Annotated in this window: 23 protein-coding genes and 1 pseudogene; 12 read left to right on the plus strand and 12 right to left on the minus strand. The window is 62.0% G+C overall.

Annotated features, from left to right (window positions below; genetic code table 11):
- Positions 1 to 196: 196 nt before the first annotated feature.
- Positions 197 to 1,123 carry a Gfo/Idh/MocA family oxidoreductase gene (locus QN222_RS17755; protein ID WP_283961416.1) on the plus strand — a complete coding sequence of 309 codons (927 nt, stop codon included), beginning with the start codon at positions 197 to 199 and terminating at the stop codon, positions 1,121 to 1,123.
- Positions 1,124 to 1,188: 65 nt separating this feature from the next.
- Here QN222_RS17755 and QN222_RS17760 read toward each other — a convergent pair whose 3' ends face one another.
- Together QN222_RS17760 and QN222_RS17765 are read right to left on the minus strand one after the other, a co-directional pair.
- Positions 1,189 to 1,638, minus strand: a complete 450-nt coding sequence (locus tag QN222_RS17760; RefSeq protein WP_283961417.1) for a DNA polymerase III subunit chi — start codon at positions 1,636 to 1,638, stop codon at positions 1,189 to 1,191.
- Positions 1,639 to 1,671: 33 nt separating this feature from the next.
- On the minus strand, positions 1,672 to 3,159 hold the full coding sequence (locus QN222_RS17765) for a leucyl aminopeptidase (protein ID WP_283961418.1): 1,488 nt from the start codon (positions 3,157 to 3,159) through the stop codon (positions 1,672 to 1,674).
- A 306-nt stretch (positions 3,160 to 3,465) separates the two neighbouring features.
- Between QN222_RS17765 and lptF the strand changes: the two genes are divergently transcribed.
- The 6 genes from lptF (at position 3,466) to rsmA (ending at position 11,168) form a co-directional block, all read left to right on the plus strand.
- Entirely contained in the window at positions 3,466 to 4,638 is a 1,173-nt protein-coding gene (gene lptF, locus QN222_RS17770; protein ID WP_283961419.1) for an LPS export ABC transporter permease LptF, read from the plus strand.
- The gene (gene lptG / locus QN222_RS17775; RefSeq protein WP_180940625.1) at positions 4,635 to 5,717 is read left to right on the plus strand and encodes an LPS export ABC transporter permease LptG; all 1,083 of its coding nucleotides are present in this window, start codon (positions 4,635 to 4,637) and stop codon (positions 5,715 to 5,717) included. Before lptF ends, lptG begins: the two co-directional genes overlap by 4 nt.
- A complete protein-coding gene (locus QN222_RS17780; protein WP_283961420.1) occupies positions 5,717 to 8,065 on the plus strand; it encodes an LPS-assembly protein LptD in 2,349 nt (782 codons plus the stop codon). The genes lptG and QN222_RS17780 overlap by 1 nt, the downstream gene beginning before the upstream one ends.
- Before the next feature lie 296 nt (positions 8,066 to 8,361).
- Positions 8,362 to 9,300, plus strand: coding sequence for a peptidylprolyl isomerase (locus QN222_RS17785; RefSeq protein WP_283961421.1), 939 nt, complete (start codon positions 8,362 to 8,364; stop codon positions 9,298 to 9,300).
- 9 nt (positions 9,301 to 9,309) lie between these two features.
- Positions 9,310 to 10,338, plus strand: a complete 1,029-nt coding sequence (gene pdxA / locus QN222_RS17790; protein WP_283961422.1) for a 4-hydroxythreonine-4-phosphate dehydrogenase PdxA — start codon at positions 9,310 to 9,312, stop codon at positions 10,336 to 10,338.
- Positions 10,338 to 11,168, plus strand: a complete 831-nt coding sequence (gene rsmA, locus QN222_RS17795) for a 16S rRNA (adenine(1518)-N(6)/adenine(1519)-N(6))-dimethyltransferase RsmA (protein WP_283961423.1) — start codon at positions 10,338 to 10,340, stop codon at positions 11,166 to 11,168. Before pdxA ends, rsmA begins: the two co-directional genes overlap by 1 nt.
- A 37-nt stretch (positions 11,169 to 11,205) precedes the next feature.
- Here rsmA and gmk read toward each other — a convergent pair whose 3' ends face one another.
- From gmk to fabD, 7 genes are all read right to left on the minus strand, one after another.
- Positions 11,206 to 11,865, minus strand: coding sequence for a guanylate kinase (gmk, locus tag QN222_RS17800; RefSeq protein ID WP_283961424.1), 660 nt, complete (start codon positions 11,863 to 11,865; stop codon positions 11,206 to 11,208).
- 3 nt (positions 11,866 to 11,868) lie between these two features.
- Complete coding sequence (locus QN222_RS17805; protein WP_283961425.1) at positions 11,869 to 12,756, minus strand: YicC/YloC family endoribonuclease; 888 nt, start codon at positions 12,754 to 12,756, stop codon at positions 11,869 to 11,871.
- A 202-nt stretch (positions 12,757 to 12,958) separates the two neighbouring features.
- Positions 12,959 to 14,164 (minus strand): endolytic transglycosylase MltG, encoded by a 1,206-nt coding sequence (gene mltG / locus QN222_RS17810; protein ID WP_283961426.1) that lies wholly within the window; start codon positions 14,162 to 14,164, stop codon positions 12,959 to 12,961.
- 326 nt (positions 14,165 to 14,490) lie between these two features.
- Complete coding sequence (gene fabF / locus QN222_RS17815; protein WP_180940617.1) at positions 14,491 to 15,756, minus strand: beta-ketoacyl-ACP synthase II; 1,266 nt, start codon at positions 15,754 to 15,756, stop codon at positions 14,491 to 14,493.
- A 220-nt stretch (positions 15,757 to 15,976) separates the two neighbouring features.
- Positions 15,977 to 16,213, minus strand: a complete 237-nt coding sequence (locus QN222_RS17820; RefSeq protein WP_003531676.1) for an acyl carrier protein — start codon at positions 16,211 to 16,213, stop codon at positions 15,977 to 15,979.
- Between the two features lie 333 nt (positions 16,214 to 16,546).
- Complete coding sequence (fabG, locus tag QN222_RS17825) at positions 16,547 to 17,284, minus strand: 3-oxoacyl-[acyl-carrier-protein] reductase (RefSeq protein ID WP_283961427.1); 738 nt, start codon at positions 17,282 to 17,284, stop codon at positions 16,547 to 16,549.
- A gap of 26 nt (positions 17,285 to 17,310) precedes the next feature.
- Positions 17,311 to 18,255, minus strand: coding sequence for an ACP S-malonyltransferase (fabD, locus tag QN222_RS17830; RefSeq protein WP_283961428.1), 945 nt, complete (start codon positions 18,253 to 18,255; stop codon positions 17,311 to 17,313).
- A 301-nt stretch (positions 18,256 to 18,556) separates the two neighbouring features.
- On the opposite strand from fabD, the gene QN222_RS17835 reads away from it, so the two are divergent.
- A complete protein-coding gene (locus tag QN222_RS17835) occupies positions 18,557 to 19,600 on the plus strand; it encodes an aldo/keto reductase (RefSeq protein ID WP_283961429.1) in 1,044 nt (347 codons plus the stop codon).
- Positions 19,601 to 19,625: 25 nt separating this feature from the next.
- Here the strand turns inward: QN222_RS17835 and QN222_RS17840 are convergent, their stop codons facing one another.
- Positions 19,626 to 19,958: a four-helix bundle copper-binding protein gene (locus QN222_RS17840; RefSeq protein ID WP_283961430.1), complete on the minus strand. Its 333-nt coding sequence runs from the start codon at positions 19,956 to 19,958 to the stop codon at positions 19,626 to 19,628.
- Between the two features lie 356 nt (positions 19,959 to 20,314).
- Here QN222_RS17840 and rpsF point away from each other — a divergent pair, with 356 nt between their 5' ends.
- The 4 genes from rpsF to rplI all read left to right on the plus strand — a co-directional run bounded on the left by rpsF (position 20,315) and on the right by rplI (position 22,785).
- Positions 20,315 to 20,761, plus strand: coding sequence for a 30S ribosomal protein S6 (rpsF, locus tag QN222_RS17845; protein WP_034854248.1), 447 nt, complete (start codon positions 20,315 to 20,317; stop codon positions 20,759 to 20,761).
- Positions 20,762 to 20,785: 24 nt separating this feature from the next.
- Positions 20,786 to 21,034 carry a 30S ribosomal protein S18 gene (gene rpsR / locus QN222_RS17850; protein WP_025426448.1) on the plus strand — a complete coding sequence of 83 codons (249 nt, stop codon included), beginning with the start codon at positions 20,786 to 20,788 and terminating at the stop codon, positions 21,032 to 21,034.
- Between the two features lie 186 nt (positions 21,035 to 21,220).
- Positions 21,221 to 22,174, plus strand: coding sequence for a DUF2232 domain-containing protein (locus QN222_RS17855; RefSeq protein WP_283961431.1), 954 nt, complete (start codon positions 21,221 to 21,223; stop codon positions 22,172 to 22,174).
- A gap of 35 nt (positions 22,175 to 22,209) precedes the next feature.
- Complete coding sequence (gene rplI, locus QN222_RS17860; protein WP_283961432.1) at positions 22,210 to 22,785, plus strand: 50S ribosomal protein L9; 576 nt, start codon at positions 22,210 to 22,212, stop codon at positions 22,783 to 22,785.
- A 108-nt stretch (positions 22,786 to 22,893) separates the two neighbouring features.
- On the opposite strand, the gene QN222_RS17865 is transcribed toward rplI, so the two are convergent.
- Together QN222_RS17865 and QN222_RS17870 are read right to left on the minus strand one after the other, a co-directional pair.
- Positions 22,894 to 23,961 carry an HlyD family secretion protein gene (locus QN222_RS17865; RefSeq protein ID WP_283961433.1) on the minus strand — a complete coding sequence of 356 codons (1,068 nt, stop codon included), beginning with the start codon at positions 23,959 to 23,961 and terminating at the stop codon, positions 22,894 to 22,896.
- Between the two features lie 18 nt (positions 23,962 to 23,979).
- Positions 23,980 to 24,710, minus strand: a pseudogene (locus QN222_RS17870) (MFS transporter); the annotation flags it as partial.

Consider the following 24,710-nt stretch of genomic DNA (forward strand, 5'->3'; position numbering starts at 1 on the left):
AAATCCTCAACAGCCCGCTTTACGGTACAGATACCGTCTGCCAGCGAAACAACCAATTTTTCCTCGCCGACGACAAGGGACGCCGACATCCTGTGCGCTCAGGATGACAGTGATGCACGCGCGAACCGTGCTTGCCCGCTGCCTCCAATCTGCTACAAGGATCGAGAATAAATCATACTAATTCGAGCGAAGCACCATGACCCCCATTCAAATTGCGATTGTCGGCGTCGGCAAGATCGTGCGCGACCAGCACCTGCCGGCCATTTCAAAGAACGCCGAGTACCGACTGATCGCGGCGGCGAGCCGCCACGGAACGGTGGACGGCATCGACAATTTCAAGTCGATCGAGGCGATGCTGGACGCAGTGCCGGCAATCGACGCCGTCTCGCTGTGCATGCCCCCGCAATATCGCTATGAGGCGGCACATGTGGCGCTTCAGGCCGGCAAGCATGTTTTCCTCGAGAAGCCCCCGGGCGCGACCTTGAGCGAGGTTGCCGATCTCGAGGCGCTCGCGGCGGCGAAGGGCGTTTCGCTCTTTGCAAGCTGGCATTCGCGCTATGCGCCGGCAGTCGAAGCCGCCAAGGCGTTTCTCGCGTCGACTACGATCCGCAACGTCAAGATCATCTGGAAGGAGGATGTCCGCCACTGGCATCCGAATCAGGAATGGATCTGGGCAGCCGGCGGACTTGGCGTGTTCGACCCGGGCATCAATGCGCTCTCGATCGTCACCCACATCCTGCCCCGCCCGATCTTCATCACGTCGGCGACGCTGGAGTTTCCGGAAAACCGCGACGCACCGATCGCCGCGACGATCGCTTTCAGCGATGCGGGCAAGCTCAGCGTCTCGGCTGAATTCGACTGGCGCCAGACCGGCAAGCAGAGCTGGGATATCGTCGCGGAAACCGATGCCGGCGAGATGGTTCTCTCCGAAGGTGGCGCCAAACTGGCCGTCGACGGCAAGCTCGTGCACGAGGAACCGGAACAGGAATATCCAATGCTGTACCGGCGCTTTGCCGAACTCATCAAGGCCGGCAAATCCGACGTTGATCTAGCGCCTCTGCGTCATGTCGCCGACGCCTTCATGCTCGGCCGCCGCAAGTTCGTCGACGCCTTCCACGACTGACCTTGTTTCTCCAACAGAAAGCCCGGCGTACGCCGGGCTTTCTGTATTGCCAATGCCAAACAGGCCTACGCCTTCTTCTCCCACCTTCCGTCCCTGTTCTGCTGCCAGTAGGTGAGGTTGTGCCCCTCCCCTTTCAGCCGTTTCCATTGGGCGCGTGCCGCCTCGAGCTGCTGCTGGTCATAGCCGTCGAACATGAAGACCACGCGCTCGTAATCCGAGACGGGCGGCGGCTCCGCGCCATCCACAAGGAAGCGCACCGTCGCGGCGTTCTCGTTGCTTTCATTGGCAACGATCAGGATCGGCTGGTCTGCCGCGAAATCGCCGGCATCGGTACCATGCGGCAGAAAGCTGTCGTCGCGATAGACCCAAAGGTGCGTGTCCAGCACGTCGCGTCGCTCCGCATCGACCGTTTGCACGACGACCCGCCAGCCGCGCTCGACACTCTTGTCGAGCAGCGGCGGCAGCGCATCCTCGAGTTTCGATTCCGTCAGGTGGTAGAAAAGGATCTCGGTCATGCCGATCGCTCCCGGACATCGGCTGTGACGCAATCAGGCTTCGTAGCTCGTGCGGACCAGCTCGTCGAGAAGGCGCACGCCGAAACCGGATCCCCAGGACTGGTTGATCTCGTCGGTCGGCGAGCCCATCGCCGTTCCGGCGATATCGAGATGCGCCCAAGGTGTATCCTTGACGAAGCGCTTCAGGAACTGGGCAGCGGTCACCGAGCCGCCGTGACGACCGCCGGTGTTCTTCATATCGGCGAACTTGCTGTCGATCATCTTGTCGAATTCTTTGCCGAGCGGCATCCGCCAGAGACGTTCCTGCGTCGTGATGCCGGCTGCGAGCAACCGTTCGGCCAGGCGATCATCATTCGAGAACAGACCGGCATAATGGCTGCTGAGCGCGACCATGATGGCGCCGGTGAGCGTCGCCAGATCGATCATCGCCTGCGGCTTGAAGCGATCGTTGCAGTACCAGAGCGCGTCACACAGGACGAGCCTGCCCTCGGCATCCGTATTGATCACCTCGATCGTCTGGCCGGACATCGAGGTGACGATGTCGCCCGGTCTCTGGGCGCTGCCGTCCGGCATGTTTTCAACGAGCCCGATGATGCCGACCGCGTTGACGTTTGCCTGCCGCGCGGCGAGCACATGCATAAGGCCGGTGACCGCCGCGGCGCCGCCCATGTCACCCTTCATCTCCTCCATGCCGGACGCGGGCTTGATCGAGATGCCGCCTGTGTCGAAAACGACGCCCTTGCCGACAAAGGCGATTGGCTTCTCCTTCGCCTTTCCGCCCTTCCACTGCATGATGACCAGGCGCGGCGGTCGGGAAGAGCCCTGGGCAACGCCAAGCAGAGCGCCCATCCCGAGCTTCTTCATCTCCCGCTCGGTGAGGACCTCGACTTCGACGCCAAGCTTTTCCAGTTCCTTCGCCTTGGCAGCGAATTCGACCGGCCCGAGCACGTTCGCCGGCTCGTTGACGAGATCGCGTGCGAGAAAGACGCCTTCTCCAATCGCCTGAGCGACGGCGAACGCCTTCTTGGCGGCGATAACCATACCCGTGACGATCGTCACCTTGACCGGTTTTTGTTGAGACTTTGGCTCGTCGTCGGATTTCTTGGTCTTATAGCTGTCGAAGGAGTAGGCGTTCATCTCCATGCCGAGAGCGAAGTCAGCGGCGGCCTTACCCGTGACATCGACCCCCGGAGCATCGAGAAAGACCGTGACCTTTTCAGCAGAACGCAACTTCGCGGCAACCGTGCCGCCGGCCTTCAGCCAGTCATGACCCGTCAGAGCGGACCCGTCGCCGAGCCCGAGAAGAAGAATCCGATCGGCCGACGATCCGTGAGGAGCGACGATGTCGAGGGTCTTGAGCGCCTTGCCCGTAAATTTGCCGACCTTTGCCGCTTTCGGCAAAACGCCTTCCGGATCGGCGACCGCCGCACCGGCCGCTTCCTTGGCACCGGCGACCAGGACGGCGACGCCGCCAGCGGGGCGGTGGGACTTACTGAAAGCGAATTCGAATTTCATCGGCATTTAACACTCCGGGCATTTCTGTTAGATCCGCCCGCTCTGTTACCGGACGGTTACAGTGGCAAACATTCGCGACGCCGGCCACCGTCAAAGCTGTGGCGCGCACCCTTCTCGCTTTTCAGCCGCTTGGCAAGATGCCCACACGTGTTTACATGCAGTTAACCGCAGTTGTTGGCCTTATATTATCCCTGTTGTTCGAGAATCGGATTCTTGGGGCACAATGGCGGAGACCCGGTCGGTCATGAATGAGCCATCAAGCTCAGGGCCGCGGGATGGAAGAATTGAGCAGGATTTGGACCGGATGCGGACATGAAGCTGATTGAACGCTACATCTTCCGGCGCGCCGCGACCATGTTCCTCGCAACGCTCCTGCCGCTGATGGGTATCGTCTGGACGACTCAGGCGCTCACGAACGTGAACCTGGTCACCGACAGCGGCCAGTCGATCTTCGCCTTCCTGAAACTTGCGACGCTGATTCTGCCGTCGGTCGTTCCGATCATACTCCCGTTCGCGCTCGTGATCGGCGTGACGCAGACGCTCAGCGCAATGAATACCGATTCGGAGTTGACGGTGCTGAACGCAGCCGGCAGCTCACGCATGGCGATTATCCGGCCGGTCATCTATCTTGCCGCCGGATTGAGCGTGCTGTCCTTTGCCATCGACAACTTCGTCGAGCCCTATTCACGCGTCGCCGTGCGTCGGATGATCGCGACGGCCCATGCCGACCTGCTCTCCGCCGTTGTCCAGGAGAACGCCTTCCGCAAGATCACCGACGGGCTTTACGTGCAGGTGGGCGCCCGCCGCAGCGGCGGCGTCCTGCAGGGCATCTTCGTTGCTGATTCGCGCAATCCGAATTTCGAGCTCGTCTATTACGCTCGCGAGGGCGCCGTCGACGAGGAAAGCTCGGCTCTGGTGATGAAGGATGGCGAGGTCCACCGCAAGCTGCCGGATGGCGGCGTCTCTGTCATCAAGTTCGACTCCTATGCCTTCGACCTGACCGACATGACCAAGGCCGTGGGCGAGGCCAACATCCGCGCCAAGGATCGCGACCTTTTCTACCTGCTGAACCCGGACCCCAACGATCCGGCCTACAAGCGGGCGCCGCTGGCCTTCACGGCGGAACTCCACAAGCGCTTCACCGAATGGACCTACCCGCTGCTGTTCGCCCTCATTGCGCTGGTCGTCAGCAGCGATGCGCGCTCTCACCGCGAGGCGCGCGTGCACCCGATGATCAGTGCGCTCGGAGCGGCGCTTGTGATCCGGTGGATGACGTTTTATGCCGCAAACAGTGCCGAGGATTCCGTCTGGTTCATTCCGCTCATGTATTTCATTCCGCTCGCAGCCGGCGCATTTGCGATCCACCAGCTTGTCAGCAATCGTAGGCTCGACATACCGATGACATGGCGGGAAAAACTGTCCGAACTCATGATCCGGTTCCGCGTCATGCGGCCGGCGGGCCCTGACGGGGAACAGGCTTCATGATCCTCAACACGCTCGGACGCTATTTTTTCAAGCGCTACACGATCACGACCTTCTGGTTCCTCGTCGGTATTTTCGCCCTGATCTTCATCATCGATTTCAGCGAACTCGCCAGCCGCATGTCGGCGCTGCCGCATTACACGGTGAGCGGCGCACTGCTGATGACGACGTTTCGCATCCCGACGATCATGCAGCAGACGGTCCCCTTCATCGCGCTCTTTTCGGCGATGGCCGCATTGATCTCGCTGAACCGCCGTTATGAATTGGTCGTCACGCGGGCGGCGGGCATTTCCGTCTGGCAGTTCCTTCGCCCCTTCGTGCTCGGCGCGTTTCTTTTCGGGCTGCTCGCCGTAGCTGTGCTCAACCCGCTTGCAGCCTGGGGAACGAAGAAGGCCGAGGCGCTCGAAGCCGAGTGGGGCTCGTCCCGTTCGGCCCAAGCGAATTCGATTCCCTGGCTCCGCCAGATCTACGACGGCACTGATACGATCATCGGTGCGCGCTCCGTGCAGAACGGCGGAACGGAGCTGATCAACGTCACCGTCATCCACTTTGATCCACAGGGTACCATCATCAAGAGGCAGGACGCGAAGTCCGCCAAACTCGAAGATGGTTACTGGCTTCTTAACGACGTTACCGAAACAGGTGGCGGCAAGCTGCCTCGTCGTCAGGAAACGGCACAGATCCCCACCAACCTCAAGGCGGAGTTCGTTCAGGAACGTCTGGCAAAGGCTGATTCCATTCAGTTTTTTGACCTTCCGCGGAAGATCGAGGTGGCCCGATCCTTCGGCTTTTCCACCGCCGGCATGGAAACGCAATTCCACTCCCTGCTCTCTCTGCCGTTGCTGCTTGTAGCGATGACTCTGATCGCGGCATGCGTCTCTTTGAAATTTAGCCGGTTCAACCAATCGCGCTCCGTAATTCTCGGTGGCATCGTCTCGGGCTTCGTGCTTTATGTCGTCACCGTGCTTGTCAAAGCATTCGGGAGCAGCGGTATTGTGCCTCCGTTCGTTGCAGCCTGGTTGCCAGTTGTTGTAGCGATGGCGCTGGGCTCGACGATTCTACTGCATCAGGAGGATGGCTAGTGGCGGCAGGCAACCGCAAACGCATGAAGCTGACCAATGCTGCCCTGCTCGCAGGCGTCGCATTGCATACACTTGCCATGGGAATGAATGCGCCGGTCCTGGCGCAGGACACATCGGCGCGAATCGATTCGCTGCAGCCGAACATTCCGGCTGACGCAAAGCTGCTGCTGTCGGCCAATGAGCTCATCTACAATCGCGACGCGGAAACCGTCACCGCGCGCGGTAGCGTTCAGATCGCATACGGCGGCTACAGGATGGTCGCCCGTCAAGTCACATACGACCAGAAGTCGGGGCGGATCATCGCGACCGGCGAGATCCAGCTGGTCGAGCCGGATGGCAATATTGTCTACGCTGACAAGATGGACGTCACCGACGACTTCGGCAACGGTTTCGTCCAGGCCCTGCGGATCGAGACGACCGATCTGACGCGGCTGGCGGCGGAAAGCGGTGAGCGGCGCAACGGCGAAGAATTCATTCTCAACAAGGCTGTCTACACCGCCTGCACGCCCTGCAATATCAAGCCGGAGCACCGTTCCCTGTGGCACATCAAGGCGGAGCGTGTGATCCAGAACGGCAGGACTCACACGATTCGGCTGGAACACGCCTATTTCGAGCTCTTCGGCAAGCCGATCGCCTATATTCCGGCAATGGAGATCCCGGACCACACGGTCAAGCGCAAGAGCGGGTTTCTGTTTCCGAAGTTCCGCTATACGCAGAAACTTGGCGCCGGCGTGGGCGTCCCTTACTACTGGGCGATCTCGCCCTATATGGACGCAACTGTCACCGCGACGGGTCTGACGCGGCAAGGGTTCTTGCTCGAGGGCGAGTTCCGTCAATCGTTCCATAACGGTTTGCACACGCTGAACGTGGCCGGCATCAGCCAGCTCGACAGGGACCGGTTCACGCCGGGAACCGTCGATGCCGAGGAAACCAATCGCGGGATGGTGGCGTCGAAGGGCGAATTCCAGATCAATCCGCGTTGGAGTTTTGGCTGGAACGTGCTCGTCCAATCGGACGCCAACTTCGCCAAGACCTATGATCTGGAGAGCTTCGACGGCACGACCTATACCAATCAGGCCTACCTGACCGGCCTCGGCAAACGCAATTACTTCGACCTGCGCGCCTTCTATTTCGACATCCAGGACGCCGACCCCGACAGCCTCGAGGAAAATCAGCAGCCTGCGGCTCAGGTCCTCGACTACTCCTACTTCGCGCCGGAATCTGTGCTGGGCGGCGAGCTCAGCGCAGACGTGAACTTCACGAACGTCAAGCGCAACCGGCTGGACAGCATCAACGTCCTCGGCGTCGAGCGTTTCCGCGGCCTTGAAGGCACCGCGCACCGTCTGACCGCGGACCTCGAATGGAAGCGGACATTCATTGCGCCGGGCGGTCTCGTATTGACGCCATTGCTGGCGGCACGCGGCGATGCCTTGGGCCTCAACATGGACGATCCCGGCCCCGGCTACACCGGCGACTACACGAATAGTGACGCCGCAACGCGGCGCATGCTGACCGCTGGTCTCGAAGCACGCTACCCGATCCTGTTTGCCGGCGAGAACAGCAGCCACGTGCTGGAGCCGATCGGCCAGATCTATGTTCGGCCGGACGAACAGCATGCCGGCGGGCTCCCGAACGAAGACGCGCAGAGCTTCGTCTTCGATGCAACCAACCTTTTCGATCGCGACAAGTTCTCCGGCTTCGATCGTATCGAAGGCGGTACGCGCGCCAATCTTGGCATTCGCTATACCGGAAGTTTCGACAACGGTTACGGCTTGCGCGCGATCGCCGGCCAGTCGTTCCACCTCGGCGGGCTCAACTCCTTCGCAACCGACGATCTCGTCAAGGTCGGGGCGGATTCGGGACTGGAAACCAAGAGTTCGGATTATGTGGCGATGGTCGGCGTCGACGCGCCCTACGGTCTGATGGCAAGTCTCTCCGGCCGGCTCGACGAGAGCGACTTTGCCCTGCGCCGCGCCGACGCCACGGTCGGCTATCTGGGCCTGACATGGCAGGCGGCCCTGACCTATACGCGGATCGAAGCACAACCGACCTACGGATCGCCCTCAGACCAGGACGAAATCCAGACGGCCGCTGCCTACCGATTCCACGATTATTGGTCGGTGTTCGGAGCGTTGACCTATGACATCAACAATGACGTCATTTCCCGCAACGGCTTCGGTATCACCTATGATGATCAGGATACGTTGTTCTCGATCGTCTACCAGCAGGAGCGGGATACCGACAGTTCGGTCGCGAACGACTGGTCGATCGGCGCGCGCATCAGCTTCCGCACGCTTGGCGACATCGACGTTGGCGACACCACCTTCGAAGAGCTGGACTACTATTGAGGTCCAGGCCGAAGAGCGCCGTGCGTTCAAATGAACGCACAAAGGACGCTGATTTCGGAGCATCTTATCCGCTTTCAGCGTCCACCTGAAAGCGGGATGCGTTAGCCAGACGCCTGCAACTTTGTTCGGCCGGCTGCGCGTTCCCGAAGACGTGCAACTCGCAAGGATTGATCATGTGGTCTTGTCATCGTTTGGCCGCATGTATTATGCATTTCCTCCAACTGGCACAGGGAAGGCGCAGGCTGGCGGTCCGACGCGGACCACGGGCGGTTGGGGCGCGGGACGGACAAGGAAATATGATGGGCGGGAAATCGATCTTGAGGGTGATATCGGCGCTGGTGCTTGCCGGCACGCTGAGTGTCGCTGTATGCGTGCCGGCACAGGCCGCAAGCGGAGTCAAGGTGATCGTCAACAATGTCGTAATCACTTCGGGCGACATCGCGAAGCGCGTGGCCTTCCTGCGCCTCCAACGCCAAGGCGGCGGCGCAGAGGAAGCGAAGCAGCAACTTGTCGACGAAGTGCTGAAACGCAGCGAGATCGCACGCGTCCAGCAGTCGGTCAGTACCCAGGACGTCGATGCCGCCTTTGCGCGATTTGCCGCTGGAAACAAGATGTCGCCTGAGCAACTCGGCAAGATCCTCGACCAGTCTGGCGTCGGCGTCGATCATTTCAAGCAGTATATCGCTGTCCAGATGAGTTGGCCTCGCGTCGTCAATTTCCGCTACGGCAACGCCAATCGCCTCACCGGCGGCGACCTTGTGAAGCGCATGATGGAAGGTGGCGGCAACAAGCCTGTAACGACGGAATATTTCCTCCAGCAGGTCATTTTCGTCATCCCGGCATCCAAGCGCGGCGCGATTACGGCAAAACGGCAGGCCGAAGCAAACGCTTCGCGATCGCAGTTCCCGGGCTGTGAGACATCCAAGGTCTTTGCCGCCAATTATCGCGACGTCTCGATTCGCAGCCTTGGCCGCGTGCTTGCCCAGCAATTGCCGGAAGATTGGAAGCCGCTCGTCGAAAAGGCTGGCGACGGCATGACCACCGGCACGCGCGTCACCGAAAAAGGTGTCGAATATCTTGCAATCTGCAAGAAGCGTCAGGTCAACGACGACACGGCCGCCGAAATCGTCTTCCGTGCGGAGGACCTCGGCAAGAAGAAGGCTGGCGGCGAAGACCCGAACAGCGAGAAGTACCTCGAAGAGCTGCGTGAAAAGGCGCAGATCGTCAACAAGTAACGGGCGGCCATGAACAAGACGAGCGGCAGGCCGATCGCCCTGACGATGGGCGACCCGGCCGGTATTGGCCCGGACATCAGCCTGGCCGTGTGGGCGAGACGCGAGACGCGGCCGACGCCGCCTTTCCTCTTTATTGGCGACCCTGCGGTGCTTTCGGCCCGCGCAAAGGCGCTCGGCCAGGCGGTGCGGATAGCGGAAACCGATTGCCTCGGCGCCTGCGCGGTCTTCCCGGGCGCCTTGCCGGTATTGCCGGTGCGCTGCGGGGCTCCGGTCGTCGCGGGCCGGCCTGATGTGGCCAATGCCTCCGCGGTCACCGCCGCCATCGACACCGCCGTGCGGCTCGCCATGGCCGGCGAAGCAACGGCGGTAGCCACCAACCCGATTGCGAAGGCTGTGCTCTACGAGGCCGGCTTCCGCTTTCCTGGTCACACCGAATACCTCGCGCACCTCGCGGAGAAAGCAACCGGGACGCCCATCCTGCCGGTGATGATGCTGGCCGGACCGAAGCTGCGCGCCGTTCCAGTCACGATCCATATTCCGCTCAAGGACGTTCCCGGCGCGCTGACGCAGGAACTCATCCACCAAACCTGCACGATAACTGCTGCCGATCTCAAGAACCGCTTCGGCCTGTCGAGGCCGCGCCTTGCTGTTGCCGGTCTCAACCCGCATGCGGGCGAAGGCGGTGCGCTCGGCCTCGAGGACGATGCACTCATCCGCCCCGTCATCGACCGGCTCCGCGCCGAGGGGCTGGACGTCGTCGGCCCGCTCCCGGCCGATACCATGTTCCACGATCGCGCGAGGGAGACCTACGACGCCGCGATCTGCATGTATCATGATCAGGCATTAATACCGGCGAAGGCGCTCGGCTTCGACGACAGCGTGAATGTCACGCTGGGGCTGCCCTTCATCAGAACGTCGCCGGACCACGGCACCGCTTTCGGCATCGCCGGACAAGGTATCGCGCGCGAAGACAGCCTTCTGGCGGCGCTTCACCTTGCCGCCGAGCTCGCCGCCAACACGGACGGGACGCATCGTTGATGGCGGCGCTCGATGGTCTGCCGCCGCTCAGAGATGTCATCCAGCGTCACGGTCTCGACGCGAAGAAGGCGCTCGGTCAGAATTTCCTCCTGGACCTCAATCTCACCCAGAAGATCGCCCGCACGGCCGGTCCGCTCGACGGCGTGACCGTCATCGAAGTCGGCCCGGGACCGGGTGGCCTCACGAGGGCTATCCTCGCGCTGGGCGCCAAGAAGGTCGTCGCGATCGAACGCGACGCCCGCTGCCTCCCGGCGCTCGCCGAAATCGCCGCCCATTATCCTGGACGGCTCGATGTGATCGAGGGCGACGCGCTGAAGGTGCCTTTCGAAACGCTCGCCGACGGTCCGGTGCGCATCATCGCCAACCTGCCCTACAACGTCGGCACGCAGCTTCTCGTCAACTGGCTGCTGCCGGAGCAATGGCCGCCGTTCTGGCAGTCGATGACGCTGATGTTCCAGCGCGAGGTCGGTCTGCGGATCGTGGCGGGTGCCGACGACGATCACTATGGCCGGCTCGGCGTTCTGTGCGGCTGGCGAACGAAGGCGCGCACGGCTTTCGACGTCTCGCCGCAAGCCTTCACACCGCCGCCTAAGGTCACCTCGTCGGTCGTCCATCTGGAGCCGATTGCCGATCCGATCCCGTGCTCTGTCTCCACGCTTGAGAAAGTGACGCAGGCCGCCTTCGGCCAACGCCGCAAAATGCTGCGCCAGAGTCTGAAAAGCCTGGGTGGTGAGGCGCTGCTGGCAAGGGCCGACATCGATCCCCAAAGACGCGCCGAAACGCTGACGGTCGAGGAATTCTGCCGATTGGCGAATTGCCTCAGCGGTTAGCCGTCCGGTTCAGTGAGACGCGCCCCGCCCCGCTTGATTAAAAAGGGTTTTCCGTCAGCAGTCCGTTGACGAACTCGAACAGGCCGGGGCGGCGGTCGCGGCGCAGGCGTTCGGCGTCCACAATTGCACGGACGGCCGAGAACGCCCGATCAAGATCGTCGTTGACGACGATATAGTCGTATTCGCGCCAATGCTCGATCTCGGCGCGTGAATTGGCGAGCCGGGTCGCAATCACTTCCTCGCTGTCCTCGGCGCGCCGGTGCAGCCGCGACTGCAGTTCGGCCATGGACGGCGGCAGAATGAAGATCGAGACGACGTCGCCACCCATCTTTTCCTGCAACTGCTGGGCGCCCTGCCAATCGATGTCGAAGAGCATGTCGCGACCTTCGGCCATCGCCGCCTCGACGGCATCGCGCGGGGTTCCGTAGAAGTTGCCGTGCACCTCCGCCCATTCGAGGAGCGAGTCCGTCGCTCGCAGCGCCTCGAATTCGCGGATCGACTTGAAAAAATAATGCCGTCCCTCGATTTCGCTCGGCCGCCGCGAACGCGTCGTCACGCTCACCGAGATACTGAGTTCCGGATCGGCCTCGAGAAGGTTGCGGGCGATCGTCGACTTCCCCGCGCCCGAAGGCGACGAAATCACGAGCATCAACCCACGGCGGGCGATCTTGATGGGCGAAGTGGTCGCCGGCTTCATGTCTTACTCCAGATTCTGAACCTGCTCGCGAAACTGGTCGATCACGACCTTCAACTCGATTCCGGCGGCCGAGACCGCGGCGGCATTCGATTTCGAACAGATCGTATTCGATTCGCGGTTAAATTCCTGTGCAAGGAAATCCAGCTTGCGGCCGACGGGGCCGCCCTTTGCCAGAAGATCGCGAGCAGCGGCGACATGCGAACCGAGACGGTCGATTTCTTCTCTGAGGTCCGCCTTCGTGGCAAGCAACGCGACCTCCGCATGCAGTCTTTCGCGGTCGAGGGAGGACACGCCCTCCATCAAAAGCGCCACTTGCTGCGCCAGCCGTTCGGCGATCGCGGACGGGCTCCGGGACGGGTCGCTCTCCACGCCGGCCGTCAGTTGCTCGATGCGATCCACATGCGCAAGCAGGATCTGACCGAGCGCCGTCCCCTCCTCTTCGCGCATGGACCGCAGGTCCCCAAGGGCGAGCCCCAAGCCGGAGAGGATATCGGCGTCGCGCGCGGCACGCTCGCTTTCGCTTTCTTCCGGCTCCCGGAAATCGACGATGCCGCGGATCGAGAGCAGCGTATCGAACTTCAGCGGCGCGGGATCAACGAGATCGCCAAGCTGCTCTCGAAGTCTCAATACGGCGGACAATGCACCCTGGTTGACGACGGCCTCGACGGCGGCCTCGGCGCCGCTGACGTTGAGGCCGATCTGCAGATTGCCGCGGGCGAAATATTCCGAGGCAAGGCGCCGACAGTCGGGCTCGAAGCGTTCAAGACCCTGTGGCAAGCGAAGGCGAATATCGAGCCCCTTGCCGTTAACCGACCGCAGTTCCCAGGCCCAGCGATGGCGTCCGCTGCTGCCTTCTCTCCTCGCAAAGCCAGTCATCGATTGGAGCGGCATCATTACCTCCGTCCGCTGCTGCATGTTTCCTGGAATCGAAGCCGATTGAGGATGAACCGATGCAGCGTTTCAAAGTGCGACGGCGACCCTTTCGCGTCTGAAGAGACGCACGGCACTGCAGTCGCAAAAGCAATAGGGCGACGGCGCGGCATCCCGCAAGGGATATCCGCGCCGTACCCTGTCCGTCCACAATAAGGGCCGTTTACTGCGCCTCGACCGGTGTCGCCGTCGGCTCGGCGGTTTTGGCCGCCTCTGCCGCCTTCGCTGCCTCTGCCGCCTTCTCCGCTTCGAGCTTCCGCCAACGCCTTACGTTGGCGTTGTGCTCGTCCAGCGTAGCGGCAAAGACATGGCCGCCCGTTCCGTCCGCCACGAAATAAAGTTCCGGCGTACGCGAGGGGTTGGCGACGGCTTCAAGTGCCGCGCGGCCCGGATTGGCGATCGGGGTCGGCGGCAAGCCCTTGATGAGATAGGTGTTGTAAGGCGTTTCCTTATCAAGGTCCGACTTCAGGATCGCCCGGTCCGCCGGCTTCCCCTCTCCGCCGAAGATGCCATATATGATGGTCGGGTCGGATTGTAGCCGCATGCCCTTTTCGAGGCGATTGATAAATACCGACGCCACGCGCGGACGCTCGTCCGCGCGGCCCGTTTCCTTTTCGACGATCGAGGCGAGCGTCACGAACTCCTCGACGGTCGAGACCGGAAGGTCGGGGTCGCGCATTTCCCAGATCTGATCGACCAAAGCCTTCTGTGCTGCGATCATCTGCTGAACGATCTCGGCGCGCTTGGTGCCGCGGGTGAATTTGTAGGTGTCCGGCTTGAGCGTGCCCTCCGACGGCACATCCTGTGGCAAGTCGCCGACCAGCACCGGATCGTTGGCGAGCTTGTTGAACATCTGCTTGACCGTCAGTCCCTCCGGAAGCGAAACGGCGTACAGGATCGACTTGCCGGACTTCAGCAACTGCATGATTTCCTGCATCGACGACCCGGCCTTGATCTCGTATTCACCCGCCTTCAGCGTTTCGTTGTCGAGATAGGCTTCAGACACGAAACGGAACACGCGGCCATCGGTAATGATGCTGTTGCGCTCAAGGCCGCTGGCAATTTCGCTGATGCCCGCGCCATTGCGAACAATGAAGTTCTTGTTGGCTTCCAGCGGGCCGGGCTTTTCGTATTCGTGCATCGCATAATAGACCGCGCCGGCGGCCGCGAGCGCCACGAAGACGATGACCGTCATCACGAAATTGAGAAAGATGACGACCTGGCTGCGCGCCTTGCGCGAGCGCTTCGGCGGTTGCGGAACCTTTTCGGGGCGCAGGGCCTCGCTTGCCGATTTCGGGATGATCGGCCCGTTGCTCCCGGTTTCATTGCGGCCGAATTGTGCCCCGCTGTTATCGCTTGAGTCGCTCACGATTATCCCGAATCCGAAATTCGCAACTTCAATCGAGCTGCCGCCGGTGCGAATTTCGGCTTAGACCGACGGCAAGCTGAATGTGTCAGAGCAATGGATATTCTACAAATTGTCAGAAATGCCTTGCGCGAACATAGTCTCGGCGTCGCCGCCCGGCGGCGGCGAATCCTCCGACTACAGCTTGTAGCGAGCAATGCGGCAAAAAGCAGGATCACAAGCCGGTGTTTGAACCGCACCGGAGGTCGGAAGCGGATTTCCGACAGGATGACGATCCTCGGCAGAATCAGCCGAGAATCGTCGTGATCGATCGCGTCGCGCAGCCGGTTTCAGTTGCCGTTATAGCGGCGCAGCACCAGCGAGGCATTCGTGCCGCCGAAACCGAAGGAGTTCGACAGAGCGACGTTGATCTCGCGCTTGCGCGCGACATGCGGCACCAAGTCGATCTTCGTCTCGACGGATGGATTATCGAGGTTGAGAGTGGGCGGAGCGATGTTGTCGCGAATCGCAAGCGCCGAGAAGATCGCCTCGATCGCGCCCGCGGCGCCGAGCAGGTGCCCGATTGCCGACTTTGTCGAGGACATGGATATCTTGGACGCACTGTTGCCGACCAGCCGCTCGACCGCGCCGAGCTCGATCGTATCGGCCATCGTCGAGGTGCCGTGGGCATTGATATAGTCGACGTCGTCGGCCATCAGACCGGCCCGCTTCAGTGCCATCTGCATGCAACGATACGCGCCGTCGCCGTCCTCGGACGGAGCGGTGATGTGGAAGGCGTCGCCGGAAAGACCGTAGCCGACGATTTCGGCATAGATCTTGGCGCCGCGTGCCTTCGCATGCTCGAGCTCTTCGAGGATGACGACGCCTGCGCCTTCACCCATGACGAAACCGTCGCGATCGGCGTCATAGGGGCGCGATGCCTTTTCCGGGTTGTCGTTGTGCTGGGTCGAAAGCGCCTTGCAGGCGGCGAAACCTGCGAGCGAGATGCGGCAGATCGGCGACTCCGTGCCACCCGCCACCATCACATCGGCATCGCCGAGCGCGATCAGCCGGCTCGCGTCGCCGATCGCGTGTGCGCCCGTCGAGCAGGCTGTCACGACCGAATGGTTCGGGCCACGCAGCTTGTGGCGAATGGAGACCTGGCCCGACGCGAGATTGATCAGGCGGCCGGGAATGAAGAACGGAGAAATACGGCGCGGTCCCTTGTCCCGCAGCGTATAGCCCGCATCGACGATGCCCTCGAGACCACCGATGCCGGAACCGATCAGCACGCCGGTCGCAATCTGGTCCTCATCGCTTTCCGGCTTCCAGCCGGCATCGGCCAGGGCCATATCGGCAGCCGCCATCGCATAAACGATGAAGGGGTCGACCTTGCGCTGCTCCTTCGGCTCCATCCAGTCGTCGGCATTGAAGGTGCCGTCCGAGCCGTCGCCGAAAGGAATACGGCAGGCGATCTTGGCAGGAAGATCCTCAACCTCGAATTCGGTCACCTTGCGCGCAGCATTCTGGCCCGCGATAAGACGCGACCAGCTGACTTCGGTTCCGCAACCCAAAGGAGATACCATGCCGGTACCGGTGATAACGACACGTCTCATAACCCGTGACCCACCCTGACTGTTCAGTTCCAGAGCCGGACCGGACCACGCGTGACGACCCCGATCCGTGCATCCATTGTAAATTTCTCATGTGACGATCAGAGGGAAAGGCGGGAACGCTTTGCTGATCGAGACCCGCGGTCGACGCAGGTCAGCCCACTTCCCCTGGGCTGGTACGGGCCGCGACAAAGCGGCCCGTCAACGGCCTGGACCGTAAGAATCAGGCCTGAGCCTTCTCGATGAACTTGACGGCATCGCCGACGGTCAGGATCGAATCTGCCGCGTCGTCCGGGATCTCGACACCGAATTCTTCTTCGAATGCCATGACCAGTTCGACGGTGTCGAGCGAGTCCGCGCCGAGGTCATCGATGAAGCTTGCGCCTTCGCTGACCTTTTCGGCGTCGACGCCAAGATGATCAATAACAATTTTCTTCACGCGTTCTGCGATATCGCTCATGTCGGAGTTCCTCGACCTTCGTTTCTCTGCGGCGCCATTGTTGGCGCCGTCACTTTCAATCAAGCCTGATAGACCAAGATGGTCCGCCGGGCAATCCATCCAACCGAACCCGCGGAAAACCCAGGGCAGCAAGGGCTGCCGGACACCTGGCCGGACCGGTCGACTGCGCACAGTCATGGCCCGATTAACACGGTTTAAGTCTGCCGCAAAGGGCGAAAATGCCCGACATTCGCTTGGTCAACATTGAATTTCAGGCATTTGGCACCGACCGGTGAAGGCGGCGAACCAAGCGTCAGCGACGGGTCACACGCGCCGTTCTTCACCGGTGTCGGATCAGATCATCGCCATGCCGCCGTTGACGTGAATGGTCTGGCCGGTGACATAGCCCGCTTCGGTCGAAGCAAGATATGCAACGGCGGATGCGACCTCTGCACCCGAGCCCATGCGCCGCATCGGGATCGCACCCATGATGCTTTCCTTCTGCTTGTCATTGAGCTTACCGGTCATCGCACTTTCGATGAAGCCCGGAGCGACGCAGTTGACGGTAACGTTGCGGGTGGCGATTTCCTGCGCGAGCGACTTGGAGAACCCGATCATGCCGGCCTTCGAGGCACAATAGTTGGCCTGGCCGGGGTTTCCGGTGACGCCGACGACGGAGGTGATGTTGACGATGCGGCCGAAGCGGCGGCGCATCATCGGATGCGTGAGCTCGCGGGTCAGGCGGAAGACCGCCGTGAGGTTGACCTCGATGACGTTGTCCCAGTCTTCATCGCTCATGCGGACGAAAAGGCCGTCCTTGGTGATGCCGGCATTGTTGACGAGGATATCGACCCCGCCGAGTTCAGCCTCGGCCTTCTCGCCAAGTGCCTTGACTTCGGCGCGATCGGAAAGATTGGCAGGGAAGATCTGGACACGCTCGCCAAGCACGTTGGCGAGCGCTTCGAGTTTCTCGACACGGGTGCCGTGCAGGCCGACAATGGCGCCCTGTGCGTGCAGGATGCGGGCGATTTCCTCGCCGATGCCGCCGGATGCGCCGGTGACGAGAGCCTTGCGGCCGGAAAGATCAAACATGGGCTTGTTCCTTATAACTGGAGCGCTCAGGCCAGAAGGGCGGCGAGCGCCGTGTCGATATCGGCGGGCGTATTGACGGCGATGCCGTTGACAGTCTTGTCGATCCGTCGGGCAAGTCCCGTCAGCACCTTGCCCGAGCCGATTTCATAAAGCGTCGTGACATTATTGGCCGCGAACCATTCGACCGTCTCGCGCCAGCGTACCTGGCCGGTCACTTGCTCGACGAGCAACCGGGCAATCTCGCCGGCATCGTTCACCGGAGCAGCCAGCACATTCGCCACGAGCGGAACGGAGGGATCGCGTTTCTCAACCTTGGCGAGTGCATCGCGCATGGCGTCGGCGGCGGGCGTCATCAGCGACGAATGGAAGGGTGCGGAGACGGGCAGCATCAGCGCGCGTTTGGCGCCCTTTTCGGAGGCGAGTGCGGCCGCCTTCTCCACTGCCTGCTTCTCGCCCGAGATCACCAGCTGCCCGCCGCCGTTATCGTTGGCGATCTGGCAGGAGCCGAGCGACGCTGCTTCGCGACAAACCGTTTCGACATCGGCATGTTCCAGGCCGATGATGGCTGCCATGGCACCTTTGCCGACCGGAACGGCCGCCTGCATCGCATTGCCGCGAATGCGCAAGAGCCGTGCCGTATCGGCGAGCGAAAATGTTCCGGCAGCGCAAAGTGCGGAATATTCGCCGAGCGAATGGCCGGCGACGAACGAAACCTTGGTCTTGAGATCGAGCCCCCTGGCTTCAAGCACGCGGATCACGGCTAAGGAGACGGCCATCAGCGCCGGCTGCGCGTTTGCCGTCAGCGTCAGCGTTTCCTCCGGCCCGTTCCACATGACCTCCGACAGCTTTTCGCCGAGCGCTTCATCGACTTCGGCGAAGACGGCTGCCGCCTCCGGAAAGGCGTCGGCCAGATCCTTGCCCATGCCGACAGCCTGACTGCCCTGCCCGGGGAACGTGAATGCAATGCTCATGGGATGCCCTTCCCTGGATCACGAAACGATTGCAGCGAAGCGGAACTCTCGCGGTCGTTTCTCATCCGCGCCAATTTTCTCTCTCCATTCACATTCCTGAACAGCGAGTCAAGCGCAGAGGCTGACCTTCGCGATTCCCGGCGGGCTTTTGCCCTTGATCTTCGTCAATCAAGGCGTAAGTTGCCGCGCATTGCTGCCGCGCCGGCTGACAAGCCATCAACCGCGGCGCCACTCAATTCATTTGGCGGCGCGCCCTTCCCTCCCGCCGGCGCGAAACCGCCTCCACGAGGAACATTACTTCATGCGCTACAACACGCTGGGCCGCACAGGCATCAAGGTTTCGGAGATCTGCCTCGGCACAATGACCTGGGGCTCACAGAATACGCAGACCGAAGCCCATGGACAGCTTAATTACGCCTTCGACCGCGGCGTCAATTTCGTTGATACAGCCGAACTCTATCCGACGACACCGCTTTCAGCCGAAACCTACGGCAACACCGAGCGCATCATCGGGAACTGGCTGGCGGCGCGCGGCCGGCGCGACGATGTGGTGCTCGCGACCAAGGTGGCCGGCCCCGGCCGTCCCTATATCCGCGACGGCGGACCAACAACACCCGAAGGTATAGAAGAGGCCCTGAACGCCAGCCTCAAGCGGCTGAAGACGGACTATGTGGACCTTTACCAGCTTCATTGGCCGAATCGCGGCCATTATCACTTCCGCAACGCCTGGACCTACGACCCGTCGCGGCAAGACCAGGAGCACGTCGCCGCCGACCTGAAAGCGATACTCGACAAGCTTGGCGAACTCGTGAAGGCCGGCAAGATTCGCGCCGTCGGGCTTTCGAACGACACCGCCTGGGGCGCCATGAAGATGCTCGATCTCTCCAACAGATATGGCCTGCCGCGCGTTGCTACGATCCAGAACGAATACAATCTGCTCTATCGCGCCTACGACCTCGATCTGGCGGAACTGTCCCATCACGAGGATGTCGGCCTGCTTGCCTATTCGCCGCTCGCGGCTGGTCTTCTGACCGGCAAATACGTCGAGGGGGCAAAGCCCGCAGGATCCCGCCTATCGATCAACGGCGATCTTGGCGGCCGCTTCACGCCGCACCAGGAGCCCGCCGTCGCCGCCTATGTGGCGCTTGCCCGCGAGCATGGCCTCGACCCGGCACAGATGGCGATCGCCTTCTGCCTGACACGTCCGTTCATGGCTTCGGTCATCATCGGCGCAACGTCGATGGAACAATTGAACACCGATATCGGCGGTGCGGCTGTCACGCTTTCGCAAGATGTGATGAATGGCCTCCGGCGCCTCCACCGGCTCTACCCGGCGCCGATCTGAGCGGCTCTCGCCGCCAAGCGCGGACTTAAGCCGCCATCTGGCGGCAGCTCTCGGCGCAGCGCCAGCAGGCTTCGGCGCATTCGGCCATGTCGCCGATGCGCTCGCAATCCTTGGCGCATTCGGTGCAGATCTCCGCACATTCCCGGCACAGATGCGCGTGATGGGGGCTGCCGATCAACATGAAATGCGCCGCGGTCCGGCAGATCTCGGCGCAGGCCGCCATCAGCCTGAAATGTGCCGGTTCGGTATGTTCGCCGCCCGCCTGGAGGCAATGGTTCATCGCGGTCGACAGGCAAGCGCCATAACAGTCCAGACAATTGTCGATGCACGCTTGCATTTTTGGATCAACATGGGCCATCGTCGGCTCCCGCTGTTTTGAGTTGCCGATATCCAACAGCAATGCCCGGCGATTGTTCCGGCGGAGTACCTGACAGCGCCCGGACGCCGAAGTTCGGATCGCGGCTTGCATTTCGGCAGAAAATCCGTATAAGCGCGCTGTTCGAAACACCCGGTCTTCTGGCTGGTGGCTGAACGGAGGGCCGGTTTCCGCGTTGGAAGCCGCCAGGAATGCAAGGCATTCCGGCCTCCCGTGTCTCCGCTCTCGACCGTCTCGATACAACACTTTCTTGCCGGCCGCCTCGCGGCCCTTAAGAACAGTCGTTGAGGCTTAGCCGCCGAGGTCCGGGCTGATTAACGCAAGAAAGGCAAGCCACAATGGCTCTTTATGAACACGTATTCCTTGCCCGGCAGGATATCACGCCGCAGCAGGTCGATGCCCTCGTCGAGCAGTACAAGGGCGTCATCGAAGCGAACGGCGGCAAGGTCGGTCGCGTCGAAAACTGGGGTCTGAAGTCCCTCACCTACCGTATCAAGAAGAACCGCAAGGCTCATTACGTCCTGATGGACATCGATGCTCCGGCACCGGCCGTCCACGAAGTCGAGCGCCAGATGCGCATCAACGAAGACGTCCTGCGCTACATGACGATCGCCGTCGAAAAGCACGAGGAAGGCCCGTCCGCGATGATGCAGAAGCGTGATCGCGACGATCGTCCGCGCGGCGAAGGCCGTGGCCCGCGTGAAGGCGGTTTCGACCGTGGCCCGCGTCCGGACCGTGGCGACCGTGAAGACCGTCCGCGCCGTCCGCGTGAAGACCGCGCGTAACCCGAAGCTTAGGAGATAAAAACAATGGCTGAAGTTTCTTCCGCTCCGGTACGCCGTCCATTCCACCGTCGCCGCAAGACCTGCCCCTTCTCGGGTGCGAACGCTCCGCGGATCGACTACAAGGACATCCGCCTCCTGCAGCGCTACATTTCCGAGCGCGGCAAGATCGTTCCGTCCCGCATCACGGCCGTTTCCCAGAAGAAGCAGCGCGAACTCGCCCAGGCGATCAAGCGTGCGCGCTTCCTCGGCCTGCTGCCCTACGTCGTATCGTAAGGTGGACTGACTCTCCGTCAGTCGAATGACTCGACGGCAATTGACTCCGGGGCAAGGCTTTTCCCTCAGGTAAGTGCCTTGCCTCTCTCCCTTCCGCGGTGGGCGCGGATCGGAACCGGCGCATGCGCCAAAATCCCATGTTGGGGCCCAGTCGACCCCTAACTGCGTTGAAGCAGGACAGCGAACGTGAATATCTGGAACAGGACATCGCTGATCACCGGCGCCCTCGCCGGCATTACCGCCGCCCTTCTGTCGATGGGCGCGAACACGCAGTCGTCCTTTGCGATCGTCCTTTACGCCGCTTCCGCGCTGCCTATCCTGATTGCCGGCCTCGGTTGGGGCAACGCAGCCGCGATCGTCGCGATCATCGTTGCCGGCGCGACTGCTGCCACGCTCGTTTCCGCCTATTTCGCGCTGCTGATCCTGCTCGTGACGCTTGTTCCGGCCGGCTGGCTCAGCCACCTCGCAAACCTTGCGCGCCCGGCCTCCGAACTCGGCGGCCCCGATGGCGCGCTCGCCTGGTATCCGTTGTCCGACATCCTCGGCCACCTCGCCGGGCTCGTTACCGTCGGCATGATCATCGTCGGCTATATCGTCGGTTACGATTCCGGCGTCTCGGACCGCATGATCGACATGGTGATCGAGGCCGTTAAGGCACAGGAGCCGCTCTACAATCCGGATGCCGCGGCAATCGCGCAGATCAAGTCGATGTTCACGCTCGCCCTGCCGCTCGTGCAGGGCGCGATCTGGGTGTTGATGCTGTTTGCCGCCTACTACCTCGCAACCCGGATCGTCCAGACGTCGGCAAGGTCGCTGCGTCCGCGCGAAGACATTCCCTCGTCATTGAGGATGCCTCGCAATGCCATTTTCGTGTTTCTCGCCGGCCTGGTCCTCGCCTTTCTCGGCGGAGCGCCGGCGGCCGTCGGGGCGCTCATTTGCGGCACGTTCGGCGCGGGCTTCCTGCTCTCCGGCTTTGCCTCGTTCCACTTCCGCACGCGTGGCAAGTCCTGGCGGCTTCCCGTTCTGTGGATCGCCTATCTGTCGGTGCTCGTCTTCACGATCCCGGCTGTGTTCTTCCTCCTGTCCGGCCTGACCGACACGCGACGCACCATCGCGGTCACGCCGGCGGGAAAAAACTGACCAACGAAACAACGACAAACCGAAAGGAAATCGAAATGGAAGTCATTCTCCTCGAACGCATCGCCAAGCTCGGCCAGATGGGCGAAACCGTAAAGGTTCGCGACGGCTTCGCACGCAACTACCTGCTGCCGCTCGGCAAGGCGCTGCGCGCCAACGCCGCCAACAAGGCACGTTTCGACGCCGAGCGCGCAACGCTCGAAGCCCGCAACCTCGAGCGCAAGTCCGAAGCCCAGACGGTCGCAGACAAGCTGGACGGCAAGTCCTTCATCATCGTCCGCTCCGCCGGTGAAACCGGCCAGCTCTACGGCTCGGTTGCTGCCCGCGACATCGTCGAGGCGATTGCTGCCGAAGGCTTCGCCATCAACCGCAACCAGGTCGACCTCAACCACCCGATCAAGGCAATCGGCCTGCACAAGGTGACGCTGCACCTGCATGCGGAAGTCGAAATCGCCGTTGACGTCAATGTCGCCCGTTCGGCCGAAGAAGCCGAGCGTCAGGCCAAGGGCGAAAGCCTGACGTCTGCTGACGCCATCTACGGCGTCGACGAAGACGCCCTGAAGCCGGAAGACTTCTTCAACCCGGAAGCTGAGTTCGAATCTGAAGAAGAATAAGCTTCGCAGCAGACCTGAATTGAGAGGCCCGGATCCAGCGATCCGGGCCTCTGCCGTTTGTGGCGACTGCTTACAGCAGACCACGAATAATTTTGTCGGATGCGCCGGTCAGCTCGCGGATGCCAATGCCGCTCGCGGCTCAACCGACTTGTCGACCTTCACAACCACCGAAAGTCCCGGCGCAAGCAGGTCCGCGAGCGGTTGGCCCGGATCGACCGCAATACGAACGCCAAGGCGCTGGGAGACCTTGGTGAAATTGCCGGTCGCGTTGTCGGGCCGGATGATGCTGAATTCCGAGCCTGCCGCCGGAGAGAAGCGCTCGATATGGCCTTGCAGCACCTGCCGGTTCAGGGCGTCCACGGAGATGGTCACGGCCTGGCCGATCTTCATGCCGTCAAGCTGCGTTTCCTTGAAATTGGCGACGACCCAGACGTCGCCCGGGACGATTGCGAGTAGATTCGTCCCGGCACTGACGTACTGACCGACGCGGGCGCCGATCTCGCCGAGCCTGCCATCGCGTGGCGCCGCAATCCGCGTATTGTCGAGGTCGATCTGGGCCAGTTCGACCGCGGCTTCCGCGCCGGAAACTGAGGCCTCCAGACCGGCCCGTGCCCCGAGCGTCGTCGCAAGCGACTGCCTCGATACTTCGAGATTCGCCTTGGCCTGATTGACGGCGGCCACCGCCTGCTCGAAGGCGGCGCGCGACTGGTCCGCATCGCTGCGCGTGGCCACGCCCTTCTCGGCCAGCGGCCGAATGCGGTCCCACGACGCTTTCGCAGTGACCAGGACCGCCTGAGCGCTGTCGAGTTGCGCTTCGCTGGCCTCGATCCCTGCCTTTGCCGACAGCTCCTGCTGGAACGAATTCGCGAGCGCCGCCTGCTGCGCCGCAAGCGTCGCCTTTGCCTGGGCGAGCTTCTGCGCGTAGATCCGATCATCGATCCTGACGAGGAGCTGGCCAGCCTTCACCTCCTCGTAGTCCTTGACGGGCACTTCCGCCACGTAGCCGGAAAGTTGGGGGCTGACGATCGTCACATAACCGCGGACATAGGCATTTTCGGTGGTTTCGACCGAGCTGCCGAAGGGCGGCAAGCGCCAGGCGTAGAGAACGAGCGAGAGGCCGGCGAGCCCGGCAAGGAGGACGATAAGCGTGGTGGCAGAACGAAGATGTTTCAGCATGGTGGTCTACTTCGTGGATCAGGATGCGGTCGCCGCCGCCACAGCGAAGCTGCGCGCGGTAAGCCATTGGAAGCCGATATGGATGATGAGTACGGCGAGCGCGCAAAGCGCGAGGATCGCCGTCAGCAGGAACGCGTCGTTGTAGGCAAGAATATTGGCCTCGCGGATGACTGTCTGCCCGAGCAGCGCCACGCCCTCCCCGTTGAGCAATGCCTTGTCGCCGATTGCCTTGGCATAAGCGCCGGACAACTGGGCGAGGCGCTGGGCGACCAAAGGATTGGTGGCAACCATCTCATCGGCGAGGATGTTGGCGTGAAACTTCTCACGGACCGTGACGAAGGTCCCGAAGGCCGCCGACCCCATAAGGCCCCCGATGCTCTGGGTAAAGAGAAAGACGACGATAAAGCTCACGATGTAGCTCGGTCCCTTGGCCAGCGCCGACCTGAACCCCCGGGCCATTGCCGGCGGCAGGAAAAGCGACGTGCCAGCCGCTACCAGCGCCTGGCTGAGATACATCTGCTCCGGGCGCGTCAGACTCGTCGCATGACCGTCCATGTAGGCACCCGCTGCAAGCAGCGTCAAAGCAAGGACGTGGACGGCGTCCGTGTGGCCGGGCTGCATCAGAGCCGCACACAGCAGCCCGCCGGCGACGGAGGCCGCCAGAATGATCCAGTGGAGCGTTGCGAGCTGATCGTACTGCAGGCCGAGCAGCTGGTAGAAGTTGGTGGCGATCGCCGACTGCTCCGAGG

This window comes from Sinorhizobium sp. 6-70 (assembly GCF_030124375.1).
Taxonomy (GTDB): Bacteria; Pseudomonadota; Alphaproteobacteria; order Rhizobiales; family Rhizobiaceae; genus Sinorhizobium.

Excerpts from the sequence above, each read along its gene's own strand:
- fabG (WP_283961427.1), bottom strand. The coding sequence starts at position 17,284 with ATGTTTGATCTTTCCGGCCGCAAGGCTCTCGTCACCGGCGCATCCGGC.
- QN222_RS17805 (WP_283961425.1), bottom strand. The coding sequence starts at position 12,756 with ATGCCGCTCCAATCGATGACTGGCTTTGCGAGGAGAGAAGGCAGCAGC.
- QN222_RS17835 (WP_283961429.1), top strand. The coding sequence starts at position 18,557 with ATGCGCTACAACACGCTGGGCCGCACAGGCATCAAGGTTTCGGAGATC.
- QN222_RS17840 (WP_283961430.1), bottom strand. The coding sequence starts at position 19,958 with ATGGCCCATGTTGATCCAAAAATGCAAGCGTGCATCGACAATTGTCTG.
- fabF (WP_180940617.1), bottom strand. The coding sequence starts at position 15,756 with ATGAGACGTGTCGTTATCACCGGTACCGGCATGGTATCTCCTTTGGGT.
- QN222_RS17760 (WP_283961417.1), bottom strand. The coding sequence starts at position 1,638 with ATGACCGAGATCCTTTTCTACCACCTGACGGAATCGAAACTCGAGGAT.
- QN222_RS17765 (WP_283961418.1), bottom strand. The coding sequence starts at position 3,159 with ATGCCGATGAAATTCGAATTCGCTTTCAGTAAGTCCCACCGCCCCGCT.
- lptG (WP_180940625.1), top strand. The coding sequence starts at position 4,635 with ATGATCCTCAACACGCTCGGACGCTATTTTTTCAAGCGCTACACGATC.
- rpsF (WP_034854248.1), top strand. The coding sequence starts at position 20,315 with ATGGCTCTTTATGAACACGTATTCCTTGCCCGGCAGGATATCACGCCG.
- rsmA (WP_283961423.1), top strand. The coding sequence starts at position 10,338 with ATGGCGGCGCTCGATGGTCTGCCGCCGCTCAGAGATGTCATCCAGCGT.
- fabD (WP_283961428.1), bottom strand. The coding sequence starts at position 18,255 with ATGAGCATTGCATTCACGTTCCCCGGGCAGGGCAGTCAGGCTGTCGGC.
- pdxA (WP_283961422.1), top strand. The coding sequence starts at position 9,310 with ATGAACAAGACGAGCGGCAGGCCGATCGCCCTGACGATGGGCGACCCG.
- lptF (WP_283961419.1), top strand. The coding sequence starts at position 3,466 with ATGAAGCTGATTGAACGCTACATCTTCCGGCGCGCCGCGACCATGTTC.
- rpsR (WP_025426448.1), top strand. The coding sequence starts at position 20,786 with ATGGCTGAAGTTTCTTCCGCTCCGGTACGCCGTCCATTCCACCGTCGC.
- gmk (WP_283961424.1), bottom strand. The coding sequence starts at position 11,865 with ATGAAGCCGGCGACCACTTCGCCCATCAAGATCGCCCGCCGTGGGTTG.
- QN222_RS17785 (WP_283961421.1), top strand. The coding sequence starts at position 8,362 with ATGATGGGCGGGAAATCGATCTTGAGGGTGATATCGGCGCTGGTGCTT.
- rplI (WP_283961432.1), top strand. The coding sequence starts at position 22,210 with ATGGAAGTCATTCTCCTCGAACGCATCGCCAAGCTCGGCCAGATGGGC.
- QN222_RS17865 (WP_283961433.1), bottom strand. The coding sequence starts at position 23,961 with ATGCTGAAACATCTTCGTTCTGCCACCACGCTTATCGTCCTCCTTGCC.
- QN222_RS17820 (WP_003531676.1), bottom strand. The coding sequence starts at position 16,213 with ATGAGCGATATCGCAGAACGCGTGAAGAAAATTGTTATTGATCATCTT.
- QN222_RS17755 (WP_283961416.1), top strand. The coding sequence starts at position 197 with ATGACCCCCATTCAAATTGCGATTGTCGGCGTCGGCAAGATCGTGCGC.